The sequence below is a fragment of the Deltaproteobacteria bacterium genome, from assembly GCA_003194485.1.
Lineage (GTDB): Bacteria > Desulfobacterota > Dissulfuribacteria > Dissulfuribacterales > UBA3076 > UBA3076.
Window position 1 is genome coordinate 1 of record PQXD01000001.1, and the last position, 19,256, is coordinate 19,256.

Sequence of the window (19,256 nt, forward strand, 5' to 3'; positions counted from 1 at the left end):
GGCTCTTTACCACAGCAGCTTGAGGCGGTTTGAAGCCTGCTCCTGCAAGCCGGCTTCGAGGGGCCAAACCCTCATCTTCTGTGCAGTTGCGCACATCTCAACTATATCGAGTGTGCTCGTGGCGCACGGTCATCCGCATACCTTACCAATGTCCCCTTTATCCCTGACAAGGCAAACATCTTGTCAAAGGAGTGCAGGTAAATATTGGCAAGAAGAGGTGATATCACTCCTCCCCGGGGTGTCCCTGTGCCATCTGGTGCGTGAAAGGTTCCTTGGTCCAGAACTCCGGCCTTGAGCCAGTCCCGTATTAATCTCAGTACTCGGGGATCGCTTATGCGGCGCTCAACCAGGTTCATCAGTAGGTCGTGCCGTATGTTGTCGAAATATCCCTTGATGTCCGCATCTATTACCTCCCTGCAGCCCTCAAAGGTTATCTCTCGACGTATCTTGTCTATGGCGTCGTGGCAATCCTTACCTGGACGAAACCCATAGGAACAGGGTAAAAAGTTCGTCTCAAATATAGGCTCGATCACCAGCTTGGTCGCCATCTGGACTACTCGATCCTTTAGTACCGGAATACCGAGGGGCCGTTTCTCAGGTTTCCCAGGCTTGTCTATCCAACAACGGAGTACTGGCTGAGGGCGGTAGGTACGTCTGTGTAATTCCTCCTGTATCTCTTTGAGAAACTCCATCTCCCCTACCACCTCTTTCACATAGTCAATACTCACGTCGTCCACGCCTGGAGCACCCTTGTTGGACCTTACCCGCTTCCAGGCCATCCAAAGTACGTCTGAACGGTATATCTTGTCGTACAACGCTCCGAATCTTCTATCCAGCGACTGTTTCGCTGCATGGGACAGTCTGGCCTGCAACTCAGGCACTTTATTACGCACGTTCATAGCTCCTTCTGGAGCACTCATGCTCCCTTATTACAAGACAGACACGATCGAAGTGTGGCCTTACGCTCAGACAAGGTTATGCTGTCCTTTCTTCATCACTTCAGGGCCACTCCGACTTCCCTACGTCCATTACAGTGCCTTACGGAGCTTATCCCGCTTGTGCGCTGCTTACTGCAGGTCGGAGTCCTGCAGAGACGCTGGGATCTCAGGTCCTACCTCCGTAATCTCGCACCGCATGCCACTGGCCTTACCCCGGGTCCCCCGCAGGTGCTCTCACCCTTTACTTCCCTGCGGACAATGGCCTTCTCCATAAACGTAGAAGATCGGCGTATAGCCTGTTGTAAACAGGTTTATCCCGCACCCGGACTCTCCCAGCTATATCCGTCCGGGGTGAGCTTACGGGGCTGCACCATTCGCTTTATGCTGCGACCTGCGGCTTTGGCCGGCATCCCTGACTGGGTAAAACCAATGCCTCTAATACAATGGCAAAGGCCGTCTCGACACCGTGTCGGGGCAAGTTCAGCCCGTGCGTTACCGCACGAACCCGCCCCCAGCCTACATATCCAAAAGGGCAACTGATATGATAACCTCCTTTCAGGTTATTAGATTACGAGCTCGAGACCTCGTACACGACTGAGATAACCTGCCCGCCGCTGAATCTACCGATTAACTTCTTGGCGGCTACCAGCTTGAATCCACCACAAAAATCGCCGACGAGTTGCGGGTCAGGTTAATTGATTTGATATGCTTATTTTTTCATTTCGTTTTCATATGACTCGGCCAATAATTGATTTTCAATGGCATTGATCGTTAAACGAAGAAGTGCCTTCAAGTCAGAAATGTCTTTATTTTCCCATTTACGGTAGTAATGCGTTTCATCATTACCGAGCCAAGTTGCTCGCTCTGCAACTGATTTGGTCATTGGGTCTTTTATGTAATTGTTAATACATGTCGATAGAAAGCTTTTTGTTGTATGTCCAATTAAATTAAAAACCACCGCCTGAAATTGCCTGAATATTCCACCGGTGAACTACCGGAAAAGGTGGGGGAAACAGAAAATGCTCCCTCTTTGTCAGCGGCCACCTGAAATTACCTCTAATCTGACCATCTGAAATTGTCTATTTTCTTCCTCCTTTTTCTTCCCAAAAAATAAAAAATCATTTCTTCTCTCTTCTTCTGTTCTTCCATTTTCTTCCATCATTTCTTCTTGTAAGTCGATCATCCTCGTGTGGAGGTCATGATCGATGGCACAAAGATTCCGAAAGCGTAAATGCCGGAACTGTGGTGATTTTTTCATACCAGACCCACGCAACATCCGGAAACAGAAATACTGCGGAAAACCAGAATGCCGGAAAGCAAGTAAGGCCACTGCTCAGGCCCGTTGGTTGACCAAAAAAGAGAACAAAAATTACTTTCGCGGCCCGGAAAATGTCTGCCGTGTCCAAGAATGGCGTAAACACAATCCTGGGTACTGGCGGCGCAAGGGTAATGCGTTACAAGATCACTCAAACGAGAAAACCCTGGGAAAACAGTATGTTGTGAAGCAATTAACGAAAGATGCGTTACAAGATCTCTTAATGACGCAACATACTGTTTTAGTGGGTTTAATCGCTCATTTAACCGGGACTGCGTTACAAGATGACATAGCCAACACCACCCGCCGCCGTTTAAGGGCTTTGAATTACAGATAAAATAATAAGAAATTTCAATGTAACCAAAAAGAAAGTGCGGCAAAGAAAAGGCGGTCGGGTGCAGTGATTTGATACTCATTTATCGGTCGCTGTCCCTATTTATTCCCAAATCCTCGTCTTACCCATGGGATAGCGAAAAGCAGGCCATAAATAAAAAGCCATCCGCCAAAAACCATGGAGAGAACGGATAAGATCTTAATTCTCGGTTCAAACGAAACAGAGAAGTAAGGATTCCTGCGCAAGATCCTTGACACGGTCTTCGCAGGCAACATTTCTTTGCATTCGGTTTCAAAATAACTGACGAAATATAAATCCTTGAACTGCTGGTCTTCTGGGAACGGATTAGCGAGAGACTACCTAGCATAGCGAAACTCTTGTACGGTGAAAAGCAGAACTCCTATCGCCCAAAAAACTGAGAGAATGATACCTAAACGCTGCCAACCACTCAACGACAATTTCATTATCATACCTCCTACCGTCCACCTAACGAAATAAGAGTTTTTGCGGCGCGAAGCCGACGCCAAAACTCATGTTGAACTGAACCGCCATGGTCGGGGTCATCTTGGAATTTTCTCGACGCCGTTCGGCCGCTTGCAGTATTCTATGACGGTATTTGGCAGGGAGTCAAGAAGGTAATGCCTGGTTTCCGGCGCAATATAGACTGGTTCTTCGCAGGCACCGGCTGGATTTTTTGTTGGAGCAGCTGAAGTTGAGGGATATATCCGGTATGTGGACGCACGTGGAGGATGCCGCAGAGACTGCGGCTATCTTGTTCATATAGTGCGCGGGAGCACGGCTTGACGACTGTGGAATTCATGGAGGAGCCCTCCGTTTTGGGGAGAGAATCGATACCAGGACCATGTAGCCAGTGTGGCAGCAAGGGCACCGAAGGCGGGCGATGCGGGTTGTGGCCTTGGCTGTCTCGGCTATCTCCTCATTCTCGGTGTCGCTTTCGACAGATGGCTTCAGCTCTTCCTGTAATCGTTTGAGCTTCTCTGGGTGGAGCAGGCCGAAATGGCGGACCTTGTGGAAGCCCTTGGGAAGGACGTGCTGAAGGAAGCGACGCATGAACTCAGCAGCGGGAAGAGTCATGGTCCGCCATCTGTGCTCCTTGGAGTCTTTGTAGCAGAAGGTCACGTCGCCATTTTGGAAGGAGAGGATACGGTTGTTCGTGATTGCGATACGGTGGACGTAGCGGGCAAGATACGTAAGGACCTTGTCAGCGCCTTGTGCGGCAGGTTTGCTATAGACAACCCAATCGGTCTTCCAGACGGACTCCGGGAAGGTGATATCAGGGAGGGCCTTTCTTGCCAGGGACATGAACTTGCCCGGAAGATCCTTGACAGCGCGGCCACGGGGACAAGATAGTTCCTCCCTGCAGGGAACCTGCTTTGTCCGTCCTTCGAAAGACCAATGCCTGGCACGAGACAGTGGATATGCGGATGCCAGATCATGGCCCTTGTCCATGTGTGGAGAACGCAGAGCAGCCCGATCTGTCCACCAACGTATTTTTCGTCAGCAGCAAGTTTCATGAGTGATCGGGCCGCAGCCAGAAATAAGACATTAAAGAGGATTCTTTGGTGTGAACGGACGATATGGCCTAGTTCTTTCGGGAGGGTGAACACCACGTGGAAGTAGGTGACAGGAAGAAGATCTCTCCGTCGTCTGCTGAGCCATCTGTCAGTATCGGTTCTATGACATTTTGGACAGCTTCGGTTTCTACAGGAATGATAGGAATAACGAAGATGGGCGCAGTGGCTGCACTGGGCAAGGTGTCCGCCCAGGGCCTCTGTCCGGCACTCAGTAATACTGCAAAGTGCATGCCGATGGCTGGGAAGAACCCTGCCGCCGAAGCGCTCCAGATACTCGACCCCGTGACGCCTGAAGACGTCCGCCAATTCGGCCATCGCCCTGAAGTGACTATAGGTCGGCTACCAGACTGCTTAATGCGGCGTTCAGTCTATCGAAGCTCTTCTCGGTAAGATGGGTATAGATGGTTGTGGTCCTTAGATACTTGTGGCCTAAAAGGTCCTTGATAATCCTGAGATCTACACCGTCCTCCAGAAGGTGCGTAGCAAAAGAGTGACGCAAGCTATGTACGGAGGCCTTCTTTGGGATATTGCTTTGGGTAAGCGCGGCCTTGAAGGTCTTTTGAAGCGTACTTTTTGAGATGTGACCAAGCCCCGTGCCGGCTGAGAAGATATAGGGCTTAGGGCCTTTGGTTACCCAATAGGAACGTAGCAGCTCAAGGGTCCTTTGGGGCAGAGGAACGTAGCGGTCTTTACCCCCCTTTCCATTCTCTACCCGAACTAACCTTCTTTCTCCGTCAATATCGGAAACCTTTAGGCAAACAGCCTCACCAAGACGCAGCCCGCATGAATAGATCAAGGTCAAAGCCGTGCGAGAAACAGGCTTCCTGACCAGGCCCAATATCTGCCGCACTTCCTGTCTCGAAAGCACCACCGGCAACTTCTGTCTTTTCTTTGAACGAATTACATCAAGAACCGGCCACTGCCGTCTGAGCGTGGTTTGATAGAAAAACTTGATCCCATAGAGATACACCCGTAGCGTACTGCATGCAGCTTTCTTCTCATTGACGAGATACAGAAAGAACTCCCGGAGTTCTTCCTTGCTAATCTGGTCGGAAGACCGATCAAAATGCCTTGCAAGACCTCTCACCGCTGCCGCATAACAGTGCTGCGTCTTCTCCGAGAAACCGTGCAACTGCATGTCTTCGATCATCCGGCGTCTGAGCTGAGTCATGACATCCTCCTTTCTCGTTAAGGGTTACGATCTATCTATCGATCATAACAAAGGAGAACTCATGTCCCGGCCTCTTGATACGCCAGATGAAAAAGGCAGCCTGAGTGGCTGCCTCAATAGGCTACCGCGAAGCGGTTTAGTTCAACATTATATATTAAGCAGACTCTACTTTTTTAAGAATACCGCAAATCACAAAATCCATACACGGATTCAATGAAAAAATCAAGAAAACGGTCTTTTTTGATTAATATTAGGCCGATACGGCCGATAAAGTCAGAGAGGGCATATGCTTTTTGAAGGCGTGCTTTTTATAAATGAAGCCCGGAAGTCTGCTTTTTCATGCTTATTTGGGTATTATGCAGAGTCTGTATAATTATGGGGATTTGTTATTTTGAGGGGTACAGTGGAACATTTCAGAAGAGCTTGGTGTGAGTCCCCAGGCTGTTTATGCAGCTTCTGGGGGATCGGACGCAGAAGCCCTGGGCGCCGCCTCCAGTTTTGCATCGTCCAGATGCTCCCGCACAGAGCCGCCCGCGCCCGCTCCAGACGCTCCATGATCTCCGGCCAGTAGCCCGTTCTATCCAGGCTGTCCACCAGGGCGGAGGAGTTCCGGGCGCATTTCGTTTTTGTTGATAGACTTAACCTGCTGCCAAAGCGGCTCGATGAAAGTTGCTGAAACACAGTTTCCATCAGGGGCATTCGCCTTCTGCGGGGATTCGATCGCGGGCAAAATGCACTATCTTTTAGTATGGCAATGAAGTAACTTTGAAATCCGAAAAAGATGTCTCCTTCCATAGCTGGGCTGGGTTTTCCTGCTTGAGATGAAGAGATCTTTCTGGTAACAGCACTTATTGAGATGTTACCAAAGAAGGAGTAACCAAGTCAAAATGGACATAGAAGATACTGCTACAAATCTGCTTGAGATAGATGATCAGGAGTCTATAGAAATACCTGAAGTCCTTCCCCTGATGCCAGTCAGGGACGTAATAGTCTTTCCTTCAATGATTATTCCCCTTTTCGTCGGGAGAGAAGCATCCGTGGCAGCAATAAACGAGGCCCTGGCCTCTGACAGGTTGATTTTTCTGGTTACACAGAAAGACGCCTCAGAAGATAATCCATCCGTGGAAGGACTGTATAAGACCGGTGTTGTGGCCATGATAATGAGGACCCTTCAGCTTCCTGACGGGCGCATCAAGATCCTCGGCCAGGCGCTTGTAAAAGGGACTATACTGGAAATCATGCAGGAGAAACCCTGGTTCAGGGTACGAATAGAGACTGTCAAGGAAGAAGAGCCTGACGAGATATCCGTAGAGGCAGAGGCCTTGATTCGAAATGTGAGAGATCAGGCAGAAAAATTGTTTAACCTCAGGGGCGTATTTACTGCCGAGATGGGGGCCATTTTGAACGGTATTGAAGAACCGGGCAGGCTGGCAGACATCGTGGCTTCCAATCTCAATTTGAAATCCCTTGAAGCACAACGTTTGCTCGAAATGACAGATTCCCTGGCGCGTTTACAGGAAGTTAATAACCTGCTTTCAAGGGAGCTTGAGGTTTCCACTGTCCAAGCCAAAATCCAGTCACAAGCCAAAAAGGAGATGACCAGAACCCAGAGGGAATATTTCCTTCGGGAGCAGTTGATGGCAATAAGGCGGGAGCTAGGCGAAATCGACGAAAAATCCGAAGAATTGGCAGAGCTGAGGGAAAAGGTCCGCAAGGCCAGGATACCCAAGGAGGCCGAGAAGGAAACCCTTAAACAGATCCAGAGGCTTGAGTCTATGCACCCCGAAGCCTCTGAAGCGTCCATTGTGAGGACATATATCGACTGGCTGTTGAGGTTCCGTGGTCAAAGAGCACAAAGGACAAGCTGGATGTGCGCAAGGCACAGAAGATCCTGGATGAGGACCACTATGACCTGGAAAAGGTTAAGGAGCGCATAGTTGAATATATTGCTGTCAAGAAGCTCAATCCTTCGGCAAAGGGACCGATCTTGTGCTTTGTGGGTCCGCCCGGTGTCGGCAAGACCTCTCTGGGCCGTTCTGTGGCTCGAAGCATAGGCAAAAAATTTATCAGGATATCGCTGGGAGGTATCAAGGATGAGGCAGAGATTCGAGGCCACCGCAGGACCTATATCGGCGCCCTTCCGGGGAGGATCATCCAGGGACTCAAAAGGGCCGGGAGCAACAATCCTGTCTTTATGATGGATGAGGTGGACAAGATAGGGGCCGACTTCAGAGGGGATCCGGCTGCCGCCCTTCTGGAGGTCCTCGATCCTGAGCAGAACAATACTTTTACTGATCATTACCTGGATCTGCCCTTTGATCTTTCAAAGGTACTGTTCATCCTTACCGCCAATGTATCTGATACCATTCCATCCGCCCTTCTTGACCGGCTGGAGGTGATCCACCTATCCGGCTATACCAGTGAGGAGAAAAAGGCCATTGCAAAGAAATACCTGATCCCCAGACAGCTCAAGGAACACGGGCTCTCGGAGAAGGTCCTGAAGATCTCAGATACCACCCTCACAAGGATAATCTCAGATTATACCCAGGAAGCAGGACTTCGTGAGCTTGAGAGGCAGATCGGAGCAATTTGCAGAAAGGCGGCAAGACGGATTGCCGAGGGAGAGAAAGGGACCTTTAAAATCACCAGTGCCAATATTCAACATTATCTTGGTATACCGAAGTATGAGACGGAACTGGCACAGGAAGAGAGCCAGGTGGGGGTTGCAACAGGGCTTGCATGGACTCCTTTCGGAGGAGAAATCCTCCGGGTTGAGGCCAGCCTTATGAAGGGTAAGGGGAATCTTACCTTGACAGGACTCATGGGAGAGGTCATGAAAGAGTCGGCCAAGGCCGCCTTAAGTTACTCAAGATCTAGGGCAGAAGAGCTTGGCATTGACCCAGATGTCTTTGAGGAAAAGGACATACACGTCCATGTGCCGGCAGGGGCCATACCCAAGGACGGGCCTTCCGCTGGCATTACACTTGCCACGGCCCTGGTCTCGGCCCTGGTGCACAGGCCGGTGGACAAGGATGTGGTCATGACCGGGGAGATAACCTTGCGTGGCCGGGTCCTTCCTGTCGGAGGGATCAAGGAAAAGGTCCTGGCAGCACTGAGGGCCGGCATATATACCGTTGTAATTCCTGAGAAAAACCTGATGGACCTGGAAGAGATACCGGCAAATATCCGCAGGCAGCTTGATTTCAAACCGGTTCGTCACATGGGCGAGGTTCTGGATATTGCTATCGGTCCCCACCCCTGGATAGATGAGGAAAAAACAAGATGCGCATAAGAATTGATCGCGATCGCCTGGCTGACACCTTCAGGCAACTTGTCCAGATGGATAGTCCTTCAAGAGAGGAGGGGGCTGTTGCAGACTGGATCAAAAGGACCCTGAAAAAAGAGGTAGGAGCGGACGTGATAGAAGATCAATCACGTAACCAGACCGGCTCTGAGAGCGGTAATATCATAGTCCGTATCCCAGGAACGGAAAAGGTGACCCCGCTCTTTTTCAATGCCCACCTGGATACCGTGGAGCCAGGGCGAGGAATCAAGGTCATTTTTAAGGACGGTGTTTTCCAGAGTGACGGGACAACGGTCCTGGGTGGTGATGACAAGGCGGCTGTAGCCATACTCATTGAGGTGGCCAGGCTATTAAAGGAGCACAAGGTCTCTCATGGTCCCATCGAATTCCTGTTCACTGTGTGCGAGGAGATAGGCCTGCTGGGAGCCAAGTCACTGGACCCTGCCCTGCTTGAGGCAAAGGCCGGGTATGCTCTTGATTCAAGTGACCCGGAAATTTTGATAAATCAGGCCCCTTGTGCCGTTCGTTTTAAGATCCGGGTTGTCGGCAGGGCCGCCCATGCAGGTCTTAATCCGGAACTGGGAATAAACGCCATACAGGTTGCAGCCAGGGCCTTGGCAGAAGTACCTCTGGGCCGTATTGATGAATTGACTACTGCAAATGTCGGGTTGATACGCGGTGGCAAGGCCACCAACATAGTACCTGAAGAAGTGGAGCTGGAGGGCGAGGTCCGCAGCCATAACCCCCGGAAATTACGGGAAGTCAGGGACCAGATCCTTGAGATTTTTCATAGAGTTGCCCAGGACTTTGGGCCGGTGGAAAATGCCGGATTACCCTTGATCAAGGCAGAAGTTGTCGACGACTACCCCCTGATGTCGGTATCTGAAGAACATCCTCTGGTTGCAACTGCTGAAAAAGTGGCAAAAGAACTTGGAAGGAAACTCAGACCGGGTATGACCGGAGGGGGAAGCGATGCCAACATTTTCAACGCCAAAGGCCTTGCTACAGTGATTATGGGAATCGGCATGCAGAATGTCCACACCACCTCAGAGCGTATCAGTCTTGATGACATGGTGGCCAGCGCAGAGTTTGTACTGGAGATAATAGGGAAGTGGGGGAAGGCTGACGGGCGCTGAGTTGTTTTTGCATTGGATAAACTGCTGAAAAGATGAACATCGAACATCGAACGTCGAACGTCCAACATCGAATGAAAAACGAATATCCAATACCGAACATTCAACGGTACACGCTGAATGAGTTTTAACCATCTCCGGGTCTCCCTAAGTTCCTCTAATGAGATACGAAGCCTATAAAGTTCTTTTTTTACATTCAACATTCGATGTTGGACGTTCGATGTTCGATGTTCATCTTTAATTGGTATTACAGGTTATTTTTTTGCTCACGAAACTCCTGCCTGCACTTGTCGCTGCAGAAGTAGTAAGTCTTTCCCTGCCGATTAAGGGATAAGGCATCCCTTTTAGGGCAATAGACGCCACATACCGGATCCCGTACCAGTTCGTCCGTTATGGGCGGCGGTTGCCTGGAGGTAGTTCTTGTTCTTTTCCCGGCCTGTCCCGAACCGGCTTTCAAGGCACTTCGCAGTTTGAGGCCTTTGAAAAAGCCCTTTATGACATAGTAAAGTGCCAGGAAAAGGACGGAGAGCAGGATAAGGCGCAGCATGGGCTAGCCCTTCCGGGTTTCTTTGCGGTTCAATTTTCGGACTTTTGGGCCGTCTTCAGGGAGTCCGGCCAGGAGTTCCGAAACGGTTCTATTCCATGGTGCAAGAAAGAGATCAGGGGCAAGCTCAGCCCACGGGATAAGTACGAACCGCCTGCCGGAAAGACGCGGATGGGGGACCTGAATTTGGTGATTGAAAGTCCGCATGAATACTCCTTCCATGAAAAGCAGGTCCAGGTCAATGGGCCTGTCTCCTGTCTTCTGGCGATCCCGGCCCAAGGCCTTTTCGATTGCCAGCAAATTGGCGAGCAGGTCTTCCGGCCCAAGGGCTGTAATCATTTCTGCCACTGCATTTATAAACCATCGGGATGTGTCTATTTCCACAGGCTCTGTCTCATACCATCGGGAACAGCGTAATACCTCTATTTCAGGATGGCCGGACAAAAGACCAAGGGCCTTAATACAGTTCTCGATCCTGTTCCCAAGATTGGCTCCCAGGCCAATGTACGTCCTTTTCCAGTGCAAAAAATCGGCCTGCTTCATTGCAAGGCGCAAATTGCACCCGGGGTGCCGTGTTGATATAACAAGGAACCGGATTTTGTTTTATCTCCAATCCTTAATTCCATTAAAGGATCTTCTTCAGCCTTTCGACAACTTCTTTCATGCGCTCCTTTGAAACGGTTAATGCCATGCGCACATAGCCTTCACCTGGATCGCCAAAGCCGCTCCCAGGCGTGCATACTATCCCGGCCTTTTCAAGAAGCATGGTGCAGAAATCCCGGGATGTATAACCTTGAGGCACCGGGGTCCAAATATAAAAGGTGGCTTTTGGGAAAGGGGTGTCAAGGCCCATGTCCCGAAGGCCTGAGACCAGTATATCCCTGCGCTCAGTATATATTTTCTGCATTTCACGGACACAGGACTGGTCACTTTCAAGGGCTGCAATGCCGGCTTCCTGGACGGCCTCGAATTGTCCGGAGTCTATATTGGACTTTACCTGTGCCAGCGCAGCGATCAGGTCCGGGTTTCCCACGGCAAATCCTATGCGCCAGCCGGTCATGTTGTAGGTCTTTGACATTGAATAAAACTCCAGTCCCACGTCCCTGGCACCCGGGGTGTCGAGGAAGCTCGGGGCAATGTATCCGTCGTATGTCATCTCGCTGTAAGCATTATCGTGACACACGATAATATTATTTTCCCGTGCCAAATCCACAACCCTGGCAAAGAACTCCGGAGGGGCCACTGCCGCGGTGGGATTGTTCGGATAATTGATCCACAGGATTTTTGTCCTTTTCAGAATATCGCCGGGTATGGAATCGAGATCCGGCAGGAAGCCGTTTTCAGCAGTTAACGGCATATAGCAGGTCTCGCCGCCGGCAAATAATGTGCCGATATGATAAACAGGATAACCCGGCGTAGGGACCAGCACTGCATCACCGGGCTCTACAAAGGCGAGTGGAAAGTGTGCTATTGCCTCTTTTGATCCTATAAGGGCGGTCACCTCGCTGGCAGGATCAATGGACAGATCAAACCGCCTTGCGCACCAGTCGGCTGCTGCCCTGCGGAAGGCGGGCATGCCGTAAGATGAGGGGTAGCGGTGATACCGCACCTTTTGAACAGCAGCTATCATCCGTTCGACAATAAACTTGGGTGTGGGAAGGTCCGGATCACCAATGCCTAAATCAATAATATCTACACCTTTCTCCTGGGCCTCGGCCTTTATTCGATCAAGCTCCACGAAAAGATAAGGCGGGAGCCGTTGCAATCTATTAGATTTTGTATAAACCATTGATGAATCCTGCCTGTCGCATACTGTCCGGGTCGGCAATTACTTGAGACCCAAGACATCCTGCATGTCATAGAACCCGGCGGGCTGTTCGACGATCCAGAGGGCCGCCCTCACCGCTCCTTTCGCAAAGGTATCCCGGCTTGAGGCCCTATGAACGATCTCAATACGTTCACCTGTGCCGCCGAAAAGCACTGTATGCTCGCCGACAATATCACCTGCTCGAACGGTCTGGATACCGATTTCCTTTTTGCTCCGCTCACCAATGAACCCGTGTCTTTCAAGCACACTTACTTTGTCGAAATCCCTGCCAAGGGAAGCGGCAACGACCCTTCCTAACTGCAGAGCAGTGCCGCTTGGGGCATCTTTTTTCATTCTGTGATGTGCCTCAACAATTTCAACATCATAGTCATCACCAAGGACCTTTGCAGCAGTATCGACCAGCTTGTAAAGAAGATTTACTCCGACGCTCATGTTGGGAGCAAGCACACAGGGGAAATCCTTTGCCAGTTGCCTGATCTCGTCGAGTTCCTCCCGGGCCAACCCGGTGGTGCCTATTACTATCGGCTTCCTGTGAGAGGCGGCGGTACGGGCGTGCTTCAGGCTGGCCTCACTGGTAGTGAAATCTATGACCACATCTCCCTGGTCTATTACGGAATCAATACTGTCCGCCACTGTTACTCCCAATACCTCGAGACCTGCAACCGGCCCGGCATCCTGCCCGACGGCAGGGCTGTCCGGGTGTTCAAATGCTGCACTCAAAGCGATACCTTCAGTTTCATGAATCATGTTTATAATGCGGCTGCCCATACGGCCGCCTGCACCGGATACTATGGCTCGGATCATATTCACTCCTGGAAATTAACGCCCTTTCGGGCGAGTTTTTAGTTAATAAGCTATTGAGCTGCTCGATTATTGGCTGTAAATATTTTTATGAACCCGTGGTCCACTGTGGGAGTTGCCATCCGTGCCTTGCCGCAGAAGCGGTTTGCCTTTTGCAGGGTTTCAATCGCGGGCCGGATTGCACTGCCTCTTTCGGTCTGCAATGAGTGAGCTTTGAAACCCGAAAAAGGTAACCGCTTCAAGGCAGGATATAACAGGCTCATAAGAATATTTACCATTAACTTTCGTAACCGATCACAGGGTGCTTCTTCTTCCAACATGCTCTCGCCCCTTGTTTTCTTAAGGCCTTTGCAGCATGGGACCCTCCCCGTTCTCCTTCGCTGCGCTCCGGAGCCGGGGTCTCCCATGCTGCAAAGGCCAAGAAAACTTGCGGGGCTAACGCAAATCGTTTCCAGAAGGAGCACCCTGGGATCGGTTACTAACTCTCCGCTTATCTTACTCGACCAGCTTGAGGTCTTTAAGCACCCCCTTCAGCCGCTCCTTATTGGTCTCACTCATTGAGGCAAGGGGAAGGCGGACCTCATCTGTTGGAATTTTGCCCATCATTGCAAGGGCCGTCTTGGCGGGGACGGGATTTGTCTCATAGAAAAGGGCACCAAACAACGGGAAGAGCTTAAAATGCAACTGACGTGCCTTTGTGAGGTTGCCCTTTTCAAATGCATTCATCATGGCAGCCATTTCCTTCGGCATCACGTTGGATGCAACCGAGATGACACCCTTGCCTCCGATGGCCATGATAGGGAAGGCTGTAAAGTCGTCCCCAGAGAGCACTATGAAGTTTTTAGAACACAACCTGATTACATCTGTTACCTGCTTCAGACTGCCTGTAGCCTCCTTGATTCCAATAACATACCTGTTTTTGGCACAGCGTGCTACTGTCTCGGGAAGCATGTTCACCCCTGTACGTCCGGGTACGTTATAGAGGACCATAGGAAACTTGCATTCATCAGCTACGGCCATAAAGTGCTGGTATAATCCCTCCTGGCTGGGTTTGTTGTAATAGGGTGTAATCACCAGGGCTGCATCTGCTCCGGCCTCTTTTGCATGCCTGGTAAGCATGATGGTCTCTTCAGTGGAGTTGGAGCCTGTTCCGGCGATTACCGGTATGCGTCCCCTCGTGGTCTCTATGGTGATCTCGACCACTCTCATGTGCTCTTCATGGCTGAGGGTGGCTGACTCACCAGTGGTACCGCAGGGTACTATACAATGGGTCCCGGCCTTTATGTGCCAATTTATAAGGGCCTCGAGAGATTCCTTATCCAGGCTTCCGTTCTTAAAGGGCGTTACTATGGCAACAATGGCCCCGCCAATCCGCCTTTTTCCCTCTTTGCCTTTTCCTTCTCTGCCTGCTTTGGTCTTGCTCGCCATAATCCTGACCCTCCACTAGAATATTTTTTTAGGTTCTCCCTGTATTAAAAATATCTGTTATTCATTATATAGATTATTAAAGGTTTTATACACTGACGGCAAGTGCTGGATCAATCAATTCTATAAGGATGTCCATTACCATGTCGGTGCATATTACTACATTCCGGTCACGCATGCCGCAGTTTCGCCTCTGGAGATCTCCGGGCCTCTAATCGAAACTCTTGAATCCGCTCATCATGAACTGGACTGCTATGACTGCAAGCAATAGTCCCATAAGCCGCGTAATCACCCGGATACCGCCCATTCCCATCACCCGGATGATCCATACTCCAAAGTAGAAAACAAGGTAAACGATTATACAGGCTATTATGATCGCAGCAGGCAACAGGACAGTATTAACAGAGCTGTCCATAGTCTGCTGCCATACCAAAACAGCGGTTATGGCACCGGGACCGGCCAGTAACGGCGTTGCCAACGGCACAAGAGCAACATGCTCTTTTTCAACGCCTTCTTGTTCTTCTTCCGAGGTAGTCTTCAGGCCGCTTGGGAACAGACACAGCATCTGCAAGGCGTAAATGAAAAAGATAAAACCGCCGGCCAATTGAAAGGCCGGCAGGCCGATCCCAAAAAAGCGCAAAACAGAATCACCTGTGATATCAAAAAAAATAAGGATAATGCAGGCCGCAAAGGAGGAGATAGCAGCCACTTTGCGCTGCTCTGAAGGAGTTATCTTTTCTGTAAAAAGGAGGAAAAACGGCAAGTTGCCCAAAGGGTCCATGATGATCACCAATGGAATCAAAATCGTAATCAAGGATTCTAATATGTGCGTCATGATCACTCAATTGTATCTAATTTGAGCGATTAGCTGTTAGCCATCAGCGTTTAGCTTTGAAAGATCAAGATATTACGTTAACAGGGTGAAAGTTTATAATAGCAAAACATCCTGTAATCATTAAACTAATAGCTAACCGCTAAGGGCTAACCGCTCAATTTAGCTTCAAGCATATTCCAAAGCCCTTCCTCAGGCCTGGCCTCTATCTCCAGCATCCAGACGGGAAGGGGCTCTTCACCACTGACTGCAAGCTCATGCCAGATCGGTTTTATCTTCACGCTGTCCTTATGTGTAGTCACGAGGGCTCTTGCTCCCTGTTTTCTGGCCTGTGCCATCAATTTGCTCAGATCATTCCTTTTATATGAGTAGTGGTCAGGGAACGCTGCTTTGCCTCTCAAATCAGTATCCAGTTCCTCCAGGATTGCAAAAAAGGATTCAGGGCCGGCAAGGGCACAAACAGCGAATAATGGCTCACTCGCCAGCATTTCAAGCGCTTTAACTTCCCCTTTCATTGAAATGCATCTCGTGGCCCGCATCTCACTCAGGAATACAGGCCGGCCCGGGACCATTGTCTGGATCTCCCGCCTGCCTATCTCCCGGTCAGATGAAGATAGTGCCTCCGCCCTGGTCAGTAGAATCGCTGTCGCCCTGGAAAGAGCTGATACAGGTTCTCTCAGGTCACCGCCCGGGAACACCCATCGCGTCCCAAAAAAGTTTACCGCAGGCAGCAACACGAGATCAACGTCCCGGAAAAGGGCCATATGCTGGAAACCGTCATCAAGGACTATCGCTTGGGCACCAAAGCGCTCAACAGCAAGCCTTCCACCAGCATACCTGTCCGAACCGACCACGACAGGAATATCCGAAAGGGCCTCGGCCATCATCACAGGCTCATCCCCGGCATCCCGATAAGAAACCAGCACACTCGTACCATCAGAGGCCACGAGGGGGCCGCGTCCAGCCCTTCCCCCATATCCACGGCTCACAACAGCCGGACGGATCCCCCGGCTCTTCAGCCAATTGGCTATAGCCAGGGCATGAGGGGTCTTTCCCGTCCCGCCAAGGGAAAGATTGCCTATGCTTATCACAGGACAAGAGAGTCTCCTTGTGGAAAGATATCCGTTTCTGTAGGCCCATGCCCTGGCCTTCATCAGAGTGCTGTATGCAGGTGAAAGAGGCCTGCCGAGGGTCAGGAGCAGCGATAAGGTACTATCCCTCAACATACATCATCCAGGCAATAATCAGCCGCAGACCCAACACGGACAGATAAATAACGTAGATCGTTCACAGTCCACATTTTCACCGGACCCTTCCAAGCGCATCCGCCACAAGGTCCAGATACCTGGAGACAGCACCCCGGTTTTTTTGCAAAAGGTCCTTTGCCTTATCACCCATGTTTTTACGCTCAGAAGAGCCATTCAAGAGCCTGGTTAAAACACTTTCCAATTCTCCTTTTCCTGACACACGCTCGCCTCCTCCACAGGCCAAAAGATCTTCTGCTATTGTACGCACACTTTCCGCGTAGGGACCGAATACCACCGGCACTCCGTATGCAGCAGGCTCAAGGAGATTATGGCCCCCTATATTATTCACCAGGGTTCCTCCCACGAATGCTATATCACAGAGGCTGTAGCACTTTAGAAGCTCTCCGAGGGTATCCAAAATCACTACATCTGCGTCACCGGGCTTCTCAGCCGCTCTGCGCCTTACGGCCTTAAATCCCATCTCCCTTGCCAGGGATTCCAGTTCCGGCCCGCGTTCCGGGTTCCTTGGGGCCAGGAGCAGTTGCAGCCACGGGAATATGCCTTTAAGGCCCTTATGGGCAGCAAGTATCAGTTCCTCCTCTCCGGGGTGCGTGCTTCCTGCCACCCAAAGCGGTGCCGCGGGCTTAAGGCCTAAAGCCTTTCCGAAAAGCACTCTTTCAGCTTGATCAATTTGTGGCACTTTAAGATCATATTTCAGGTTTCCGGGGGCGCTCACTCTGTCCCGGGGGAAACCAAGCCCCAAGAGCCGTTCCCTGTCGTCCGGCGACTGCATGGCGAGCAGGTCAAAGCCCCCGTACAGTAAATCCTTTACCGGCCCCAGATGTGAAAGCCTTTCTGATGAACGGGAAGACAGGCTCCCGTTTACCAGCATTGTGGGGATTCCTGACTGTCGCATGTTCCATACCCAGTTGGGCCAGACATCCGTCTCAACAAGAATAAAACAGTCGGGTGAAATCTCCCGTATCACCTTGTTTACAATGGGCAGCAGATCAAAAGGGGACGTGATGATCACATGGGCGGTACGGCCCAGCTTTTTTTTTAAGGCAGTAAGCCCAGTGGCTGTGGTGGCGGAGCAGATTATCCCTGCCTCCTGCCATCTTTGAGAGATGGCTGTCACCAGGGCCGCTGCCGCATTCACTTCCCCGACTGACAAGGCATGGACCCATATCCTGGGGAACCGTCCTTTTAAGGGAGACAGGCCGGGAAGCCTTCCGAGCCTTCCTGCCAGGTGGGCCCGGTACTTTGACCTGGAAAGAAGATACAGAAGGGCCGGGGGCCCCAGCCACGGCAGGGCCGCAATCTGGAGCAGATTATATATTATCAGTATCAAGCGATTCAGCGCCATGCCTTTATCACAAATACAGGATTTTGAGCCGAGAGGATCTGGCCCCGGCCCAGGGGCTTCAACCTGGATACCTGCACTTGACTTACTTCAATCCGGAAACCATCCTGTCCCAGATTATCTGACAGGAGCATCAGTGATTCCAGGGTAATGGCCGTGGCGACTACAGGTCCCCGCCCCTTAAGGCGACGAACAGCTTCTTTCAAAATGGGTTGGAGATCGCTTCCCCCTCCGCCTATAAATACCCTGTCAGGTTCGGGGAACCCGTCCAGTACCTCCGGAGCGTTCCCCTTTATCGGTTCCACGTTTAAGGCTTGATACCTGCGGATATTGGCCTTTATGTCCTCGACGCGTTCTCTGTCCTTTTCAACAGCAATGATTCTGAGTCCTGGGGCAAGCCCCGCAACCTCAATCGAGACGGACCCGCTGCCGGCGCCAATGTCCCACATGACGCCCCTTGAAGGGATCTCAAGGAAGCCGATGACTATTGAGCGGACCTCGGCCTTTGTAATCAGGCCTCCCCTGTGGTGATATGCATCCTCACTGCGGCCGAATCCACCTCCTGCCCACTTGATCTTTCCGGTAAGGACCACGACGTTCAGAGGATGAAAGTCCATGGAAGAGGCCTGTTCTAAAGAGTAGGACCCGGTTTTTTGAGAGCTGCCGCCCAAGTCCTCTGCTATATGGATTGTAAGTCCTTCCAGCCCTGCGTCCAGCAGGACCTGTGCAATTTTCCTGGGGGTATTAACAGGATCGGTCAGCAAGGCGATCTTTATACTGTCCTGGCTTTTCAGGTAGGGATAGAGCTCTGCAACAATGCCGGAATTTTTTCCATGAAGGCTCAGACTGATCATATCGTCCCAGGGTATCTTGAACTCTGAGCACGCAGATTGAACACTGGTAACGGATGGCATAAAGAAAAGCCGTTCAAAAGGAAGCTCTCTCAGCAGCACTCGTCCGATCCCGAAAAACAGGGGGTCACCCGAGGCAAGGACCACGCTATCTCCCGGCCCTGAACAGGCCTTTAGATTCTCAAGAAGTTTTTCAACAGGCGTAACAGGTCTTAAGGGCTTATCCTCAGGCACTAAAAAATCAAAACGCTCTGCACCGAATACTGCAGAAGCCCTATGCAGGCACTCTTCCCCTGAAGGAGAGAGGCCTTCCGGGCCGACCCCCAACACATATATCATTCCCTCCCGTCTTTCTTCTTTCATGGTCTTCCGGGTGGATTTAATTCCTATTCGGGAAACTCTCAACTACCTTCCCGGAATATGATACGAGATGGATCATCAGATCCTTATCAGGCCGAAGAACCGGCTTCAGTCTTCTGAAGGCCTCGTAACAGACCGCCCCTGTCATTTTGTCTCTCTCAGCACCCGGATCTTTCATCAAAATAAAGATTTCCCTTACGGTATTTGCACCTGAA

The 19,256-nt window shown here is 50.8% G+C and carries 18 protein-coding genes and 1 pseudogene; 3 read left to right on the plus strand and 16 right to left on the minus strand.

Annotation, left to right across the window (positions count from 1 at the left end):
- Window positions 1-101: 101 nt before the first annotated feature.
- Together C4B57_00005 and C4B57_00010 are read right to left on the minus strand one after the other, a co-directional pair.
- A complete protein-coding gene (locus C4B57_00005) occupies window positions 102-920 on the minus strand; it encodes a hypothetical protein (protein ID PXF55879.1) in 819 nt (272 codons plus the stop codon).
- Window positions 921-1,647: 727 nt separating this feature from the next.
- Window positions 1,648-1,896 (minus strand): hypothetical protein, encoded by a 249-nt coding sequence (locus tag C4B57_00010; GenBank protein PXF55880.1) that lies wholly within the window; start codon window positions 1,894-1,896, stop codon window positions 1,648-1,650.
- A 247-nt stretch (window positions 1,897-2,143) separates the two neighbouring features.
- Between C4B57_00010 and C4B57_00015 the strand changes: the two genes are divergently transcribed.
- Window positions 2,144-2,590: a hypothetical protein gene (locus C4B57_00015; protein ID PXF55881.1), complete on the plus strand. Its 447-nt coding sequence runs from the start codon at window positions 2,144-2,146 to the stop codon at window positions 2,588-2,590.
- 813 nt (window positions 2,591-3,403) lie between these two features.
- On the opposite strand, the gene C4B57_00020 is transcribed toward C4B57_00015, so the two are convergent.
- The 4 genes from C4B57_00020 to C4B57_00035 form a co-directional block, all read right to left on the minus strand.
- Window positions 3,404-3,910: a hypothetical protein gene (locus tag C4B57_00020; GenBank protein ID PXF55882.1), complete on the minus strand. Its 507-nt coding sequence runs from the start codon at window positions 3,908-3,910 to the stop codon at window positions 3,404-3,406.
- Window positions 3,724-4,497 carry a hypothetical protein gene (locus tag C4B57_00025; GenBank protein PXF55883.1) on the minus strand — a complete coding sequence of 258 codons (774 nt, stop codon included), beginning with the start codon at window positions 4,495-4,497 and terminating at the stop codon, window positions 3,724-3,726. Before C4B57_00025 ends, C4B57_00020 begins: the two co-directional genes overlap by 187 nt.
- A gap of 13 nt (window positions 4,498-4,510) precedes the next feature.
- Window positions 4,511-5,353, minus strand: coding sequence for an integrase (locus tag C4B57_00030; protein ID PXF55884.1), 843 nt, complete (start codon window positions 5,351-5,353; stop codon window positions 4,511-4,513).
- A 354-nt stretch (window positions 5,354-5,707) separates the two neighbouring features.
- Window positions 5,708-6,148: a hypothetical protein gene (locus C4B57_00035; protein PXF55885.1), complete on the minus strand. Its 441-nt coding sequence runs from the start codon at window positions 6,146-6,148 to the stop codon at window positions 5,708-5,710.
- A 92-nt stretch (window positions 6,149-6,240) separates the two neighbouring features.
- Here C4B57_00035 and lon point away from each other — a divergent pair.
- Together lon and C4B57_00045 are read left to right on the plus strand one after the other, a co-directional pair.
- Window positions 6,241-8,645 (plus strand): annotated as a pseudogene (lon, locus tag C4B57_00040) (endopeptidase La).
- Window positions 8,636-9,793, plus strand: coding sequence for a peptidase T (locus tag C4B57_00045; protein ID PXF55886.1), 1,158 nt, complete (start codon window positions 8,636-8,638; stop codon window positions 9,791-9,793). The pseudogene lon and the gene C4B57_00045 overlap by 10 nt, the downstream one beginning before the upstream one ends.
- 244 nt (window positions 9,794-10,037) lie before the next feature.
- Here C4B57_00045 and C4B57_00050 read toward each other — a convergent pair whose 3' ends face one another.
- The 10 genes from C4B57_00050 to C4B57_00095 all read right to left on the minus strand — a co-directional run bounded on the left by C4B57_00050 (window position 10,038) and on the right by C4B57_00095 (window position 19,044).
- Complete coding sequence (locus C4B57_00050) at window positions 10,038-10,337, minus strand: hypothetical protein (GenBank protein ID PXF55887.1); 300 nt, start codon at window positions 10,335-10,337, stop codon at window positions 10,038-10,040.
- 3 nt (window positions 10,338-10,340) lie between these two features.
- Window positions 10,341-10,877, minus strand: coding sequence for a 2-amino-4-hydroxy-6-hydroxymethyldihydropteridine diphosphokinase (folK, locus tag C4B57_00055; protein ID PXF55888.1), 537 nt, complete (start codon window positions 10,875-10,877; stop codon window positions 10,341-10,343).
- A gap of 82 nt (window positions 10,878-10,959) precedes the next feature.
- Window positions 10,960-12,123, minus strand: coding sequence for an LL-diaminopimelate aminotransferase (locus tag C4B57_00060; GenBank protein PXF55889.1), 1,164 nt, complete (start codon window positions 12,121-12,123; stop codon window positions 10,960-10,962).
- Between the two features lie 39 nt (window positions 12,124-12,162).
- On the minus strand, window positions 12,163-12,966 hold the full coding sequence (locus C4B57_00065; protein ID PXF55890.1) for a 4-hydroxy-tetrahydrodipicolinate reductase: 804 nt from the start codon (window positions 12,964-12,966) through the stop codon (window positions 12,163-12,165).
- Between the two features lie 50 nt (window positions 12,967-13,016).
- Window positions 13,017-13,283, minus strand: coding sequence for a hypothetical protein (locus C4B57_00070; GenBank protein PXF55891.1), 267 nt, complete (start codon window positions 13,281-13,283; stop codon window positions 13,017-13,019).
- Window positions 13,284-13,458: 175 nt separating this feature from the next.
- On the minus strand, window positions 13,459-14,391 hold the full coding sequence (locus tag C4B57_00075; GenBank protein ID PXF55892.1) for a 4-hydroxy-tetrahydrodipicolinate synthase: 933 nt from the start codon (window positions 14,389-14,391) through the stop codon (window positions 13,459-13,461).
- 208 nt (window positions 14,392-14,599) lie between these two features.
- Entirely contained in the window at window positions 14,600-15,223 is a 624-nt protein-coding gene (locus C4B57_00080; GenBank protein ID PXF55893.1) for an antibiotic resistance protein MarC, read from the minus strand.
- Window positions 15,224-15,369: 146 nt separating this feature from the next.
- On the minus strand, window positions 15,370-16,446 hold the full coding sequence (gene lpxK, locus C4B57_00085) for a tetraacyldisaccharide 4'-kinase (GenBank protein PXF55894.1): 1,077 nt from the start codon (window positions 16,444-16,446) through the stop codon (window positions 15,370-15,372).
- Window positions 16,447-16,522: 76 nt separating this feature from the next.
- Complete coding sequence (locus C4B57_00090; protein ID PXF55895.1) at window positions 16,523-17,833, minus strand: hypothetical protein; 1,311 nt, start codon at window positions 17,831-17,833, stop codon at window positions 16,523-16,525.
- On the minus strand, window positions 17,824-19,044 hold the full coding sequence (locus C4B57_00095) for a bifunctional cobalt-precorrin-7 (C(5))-methyltransferase/cobalt-precorrin-6B (C(15))-methyltransferase (protein ID PXF55896.1): 1,221 nt from the start codon (window positions 19,042-19,044) through the stop codon (window positions 17,824-17,826). Before C4B57_00095 ends, C4B57_00090 begins: the two co-directional genes overlap by 10 nt.
- Between the last annotated feature and the right edge of the window lie 212 nt (window positions 19,045-19,256).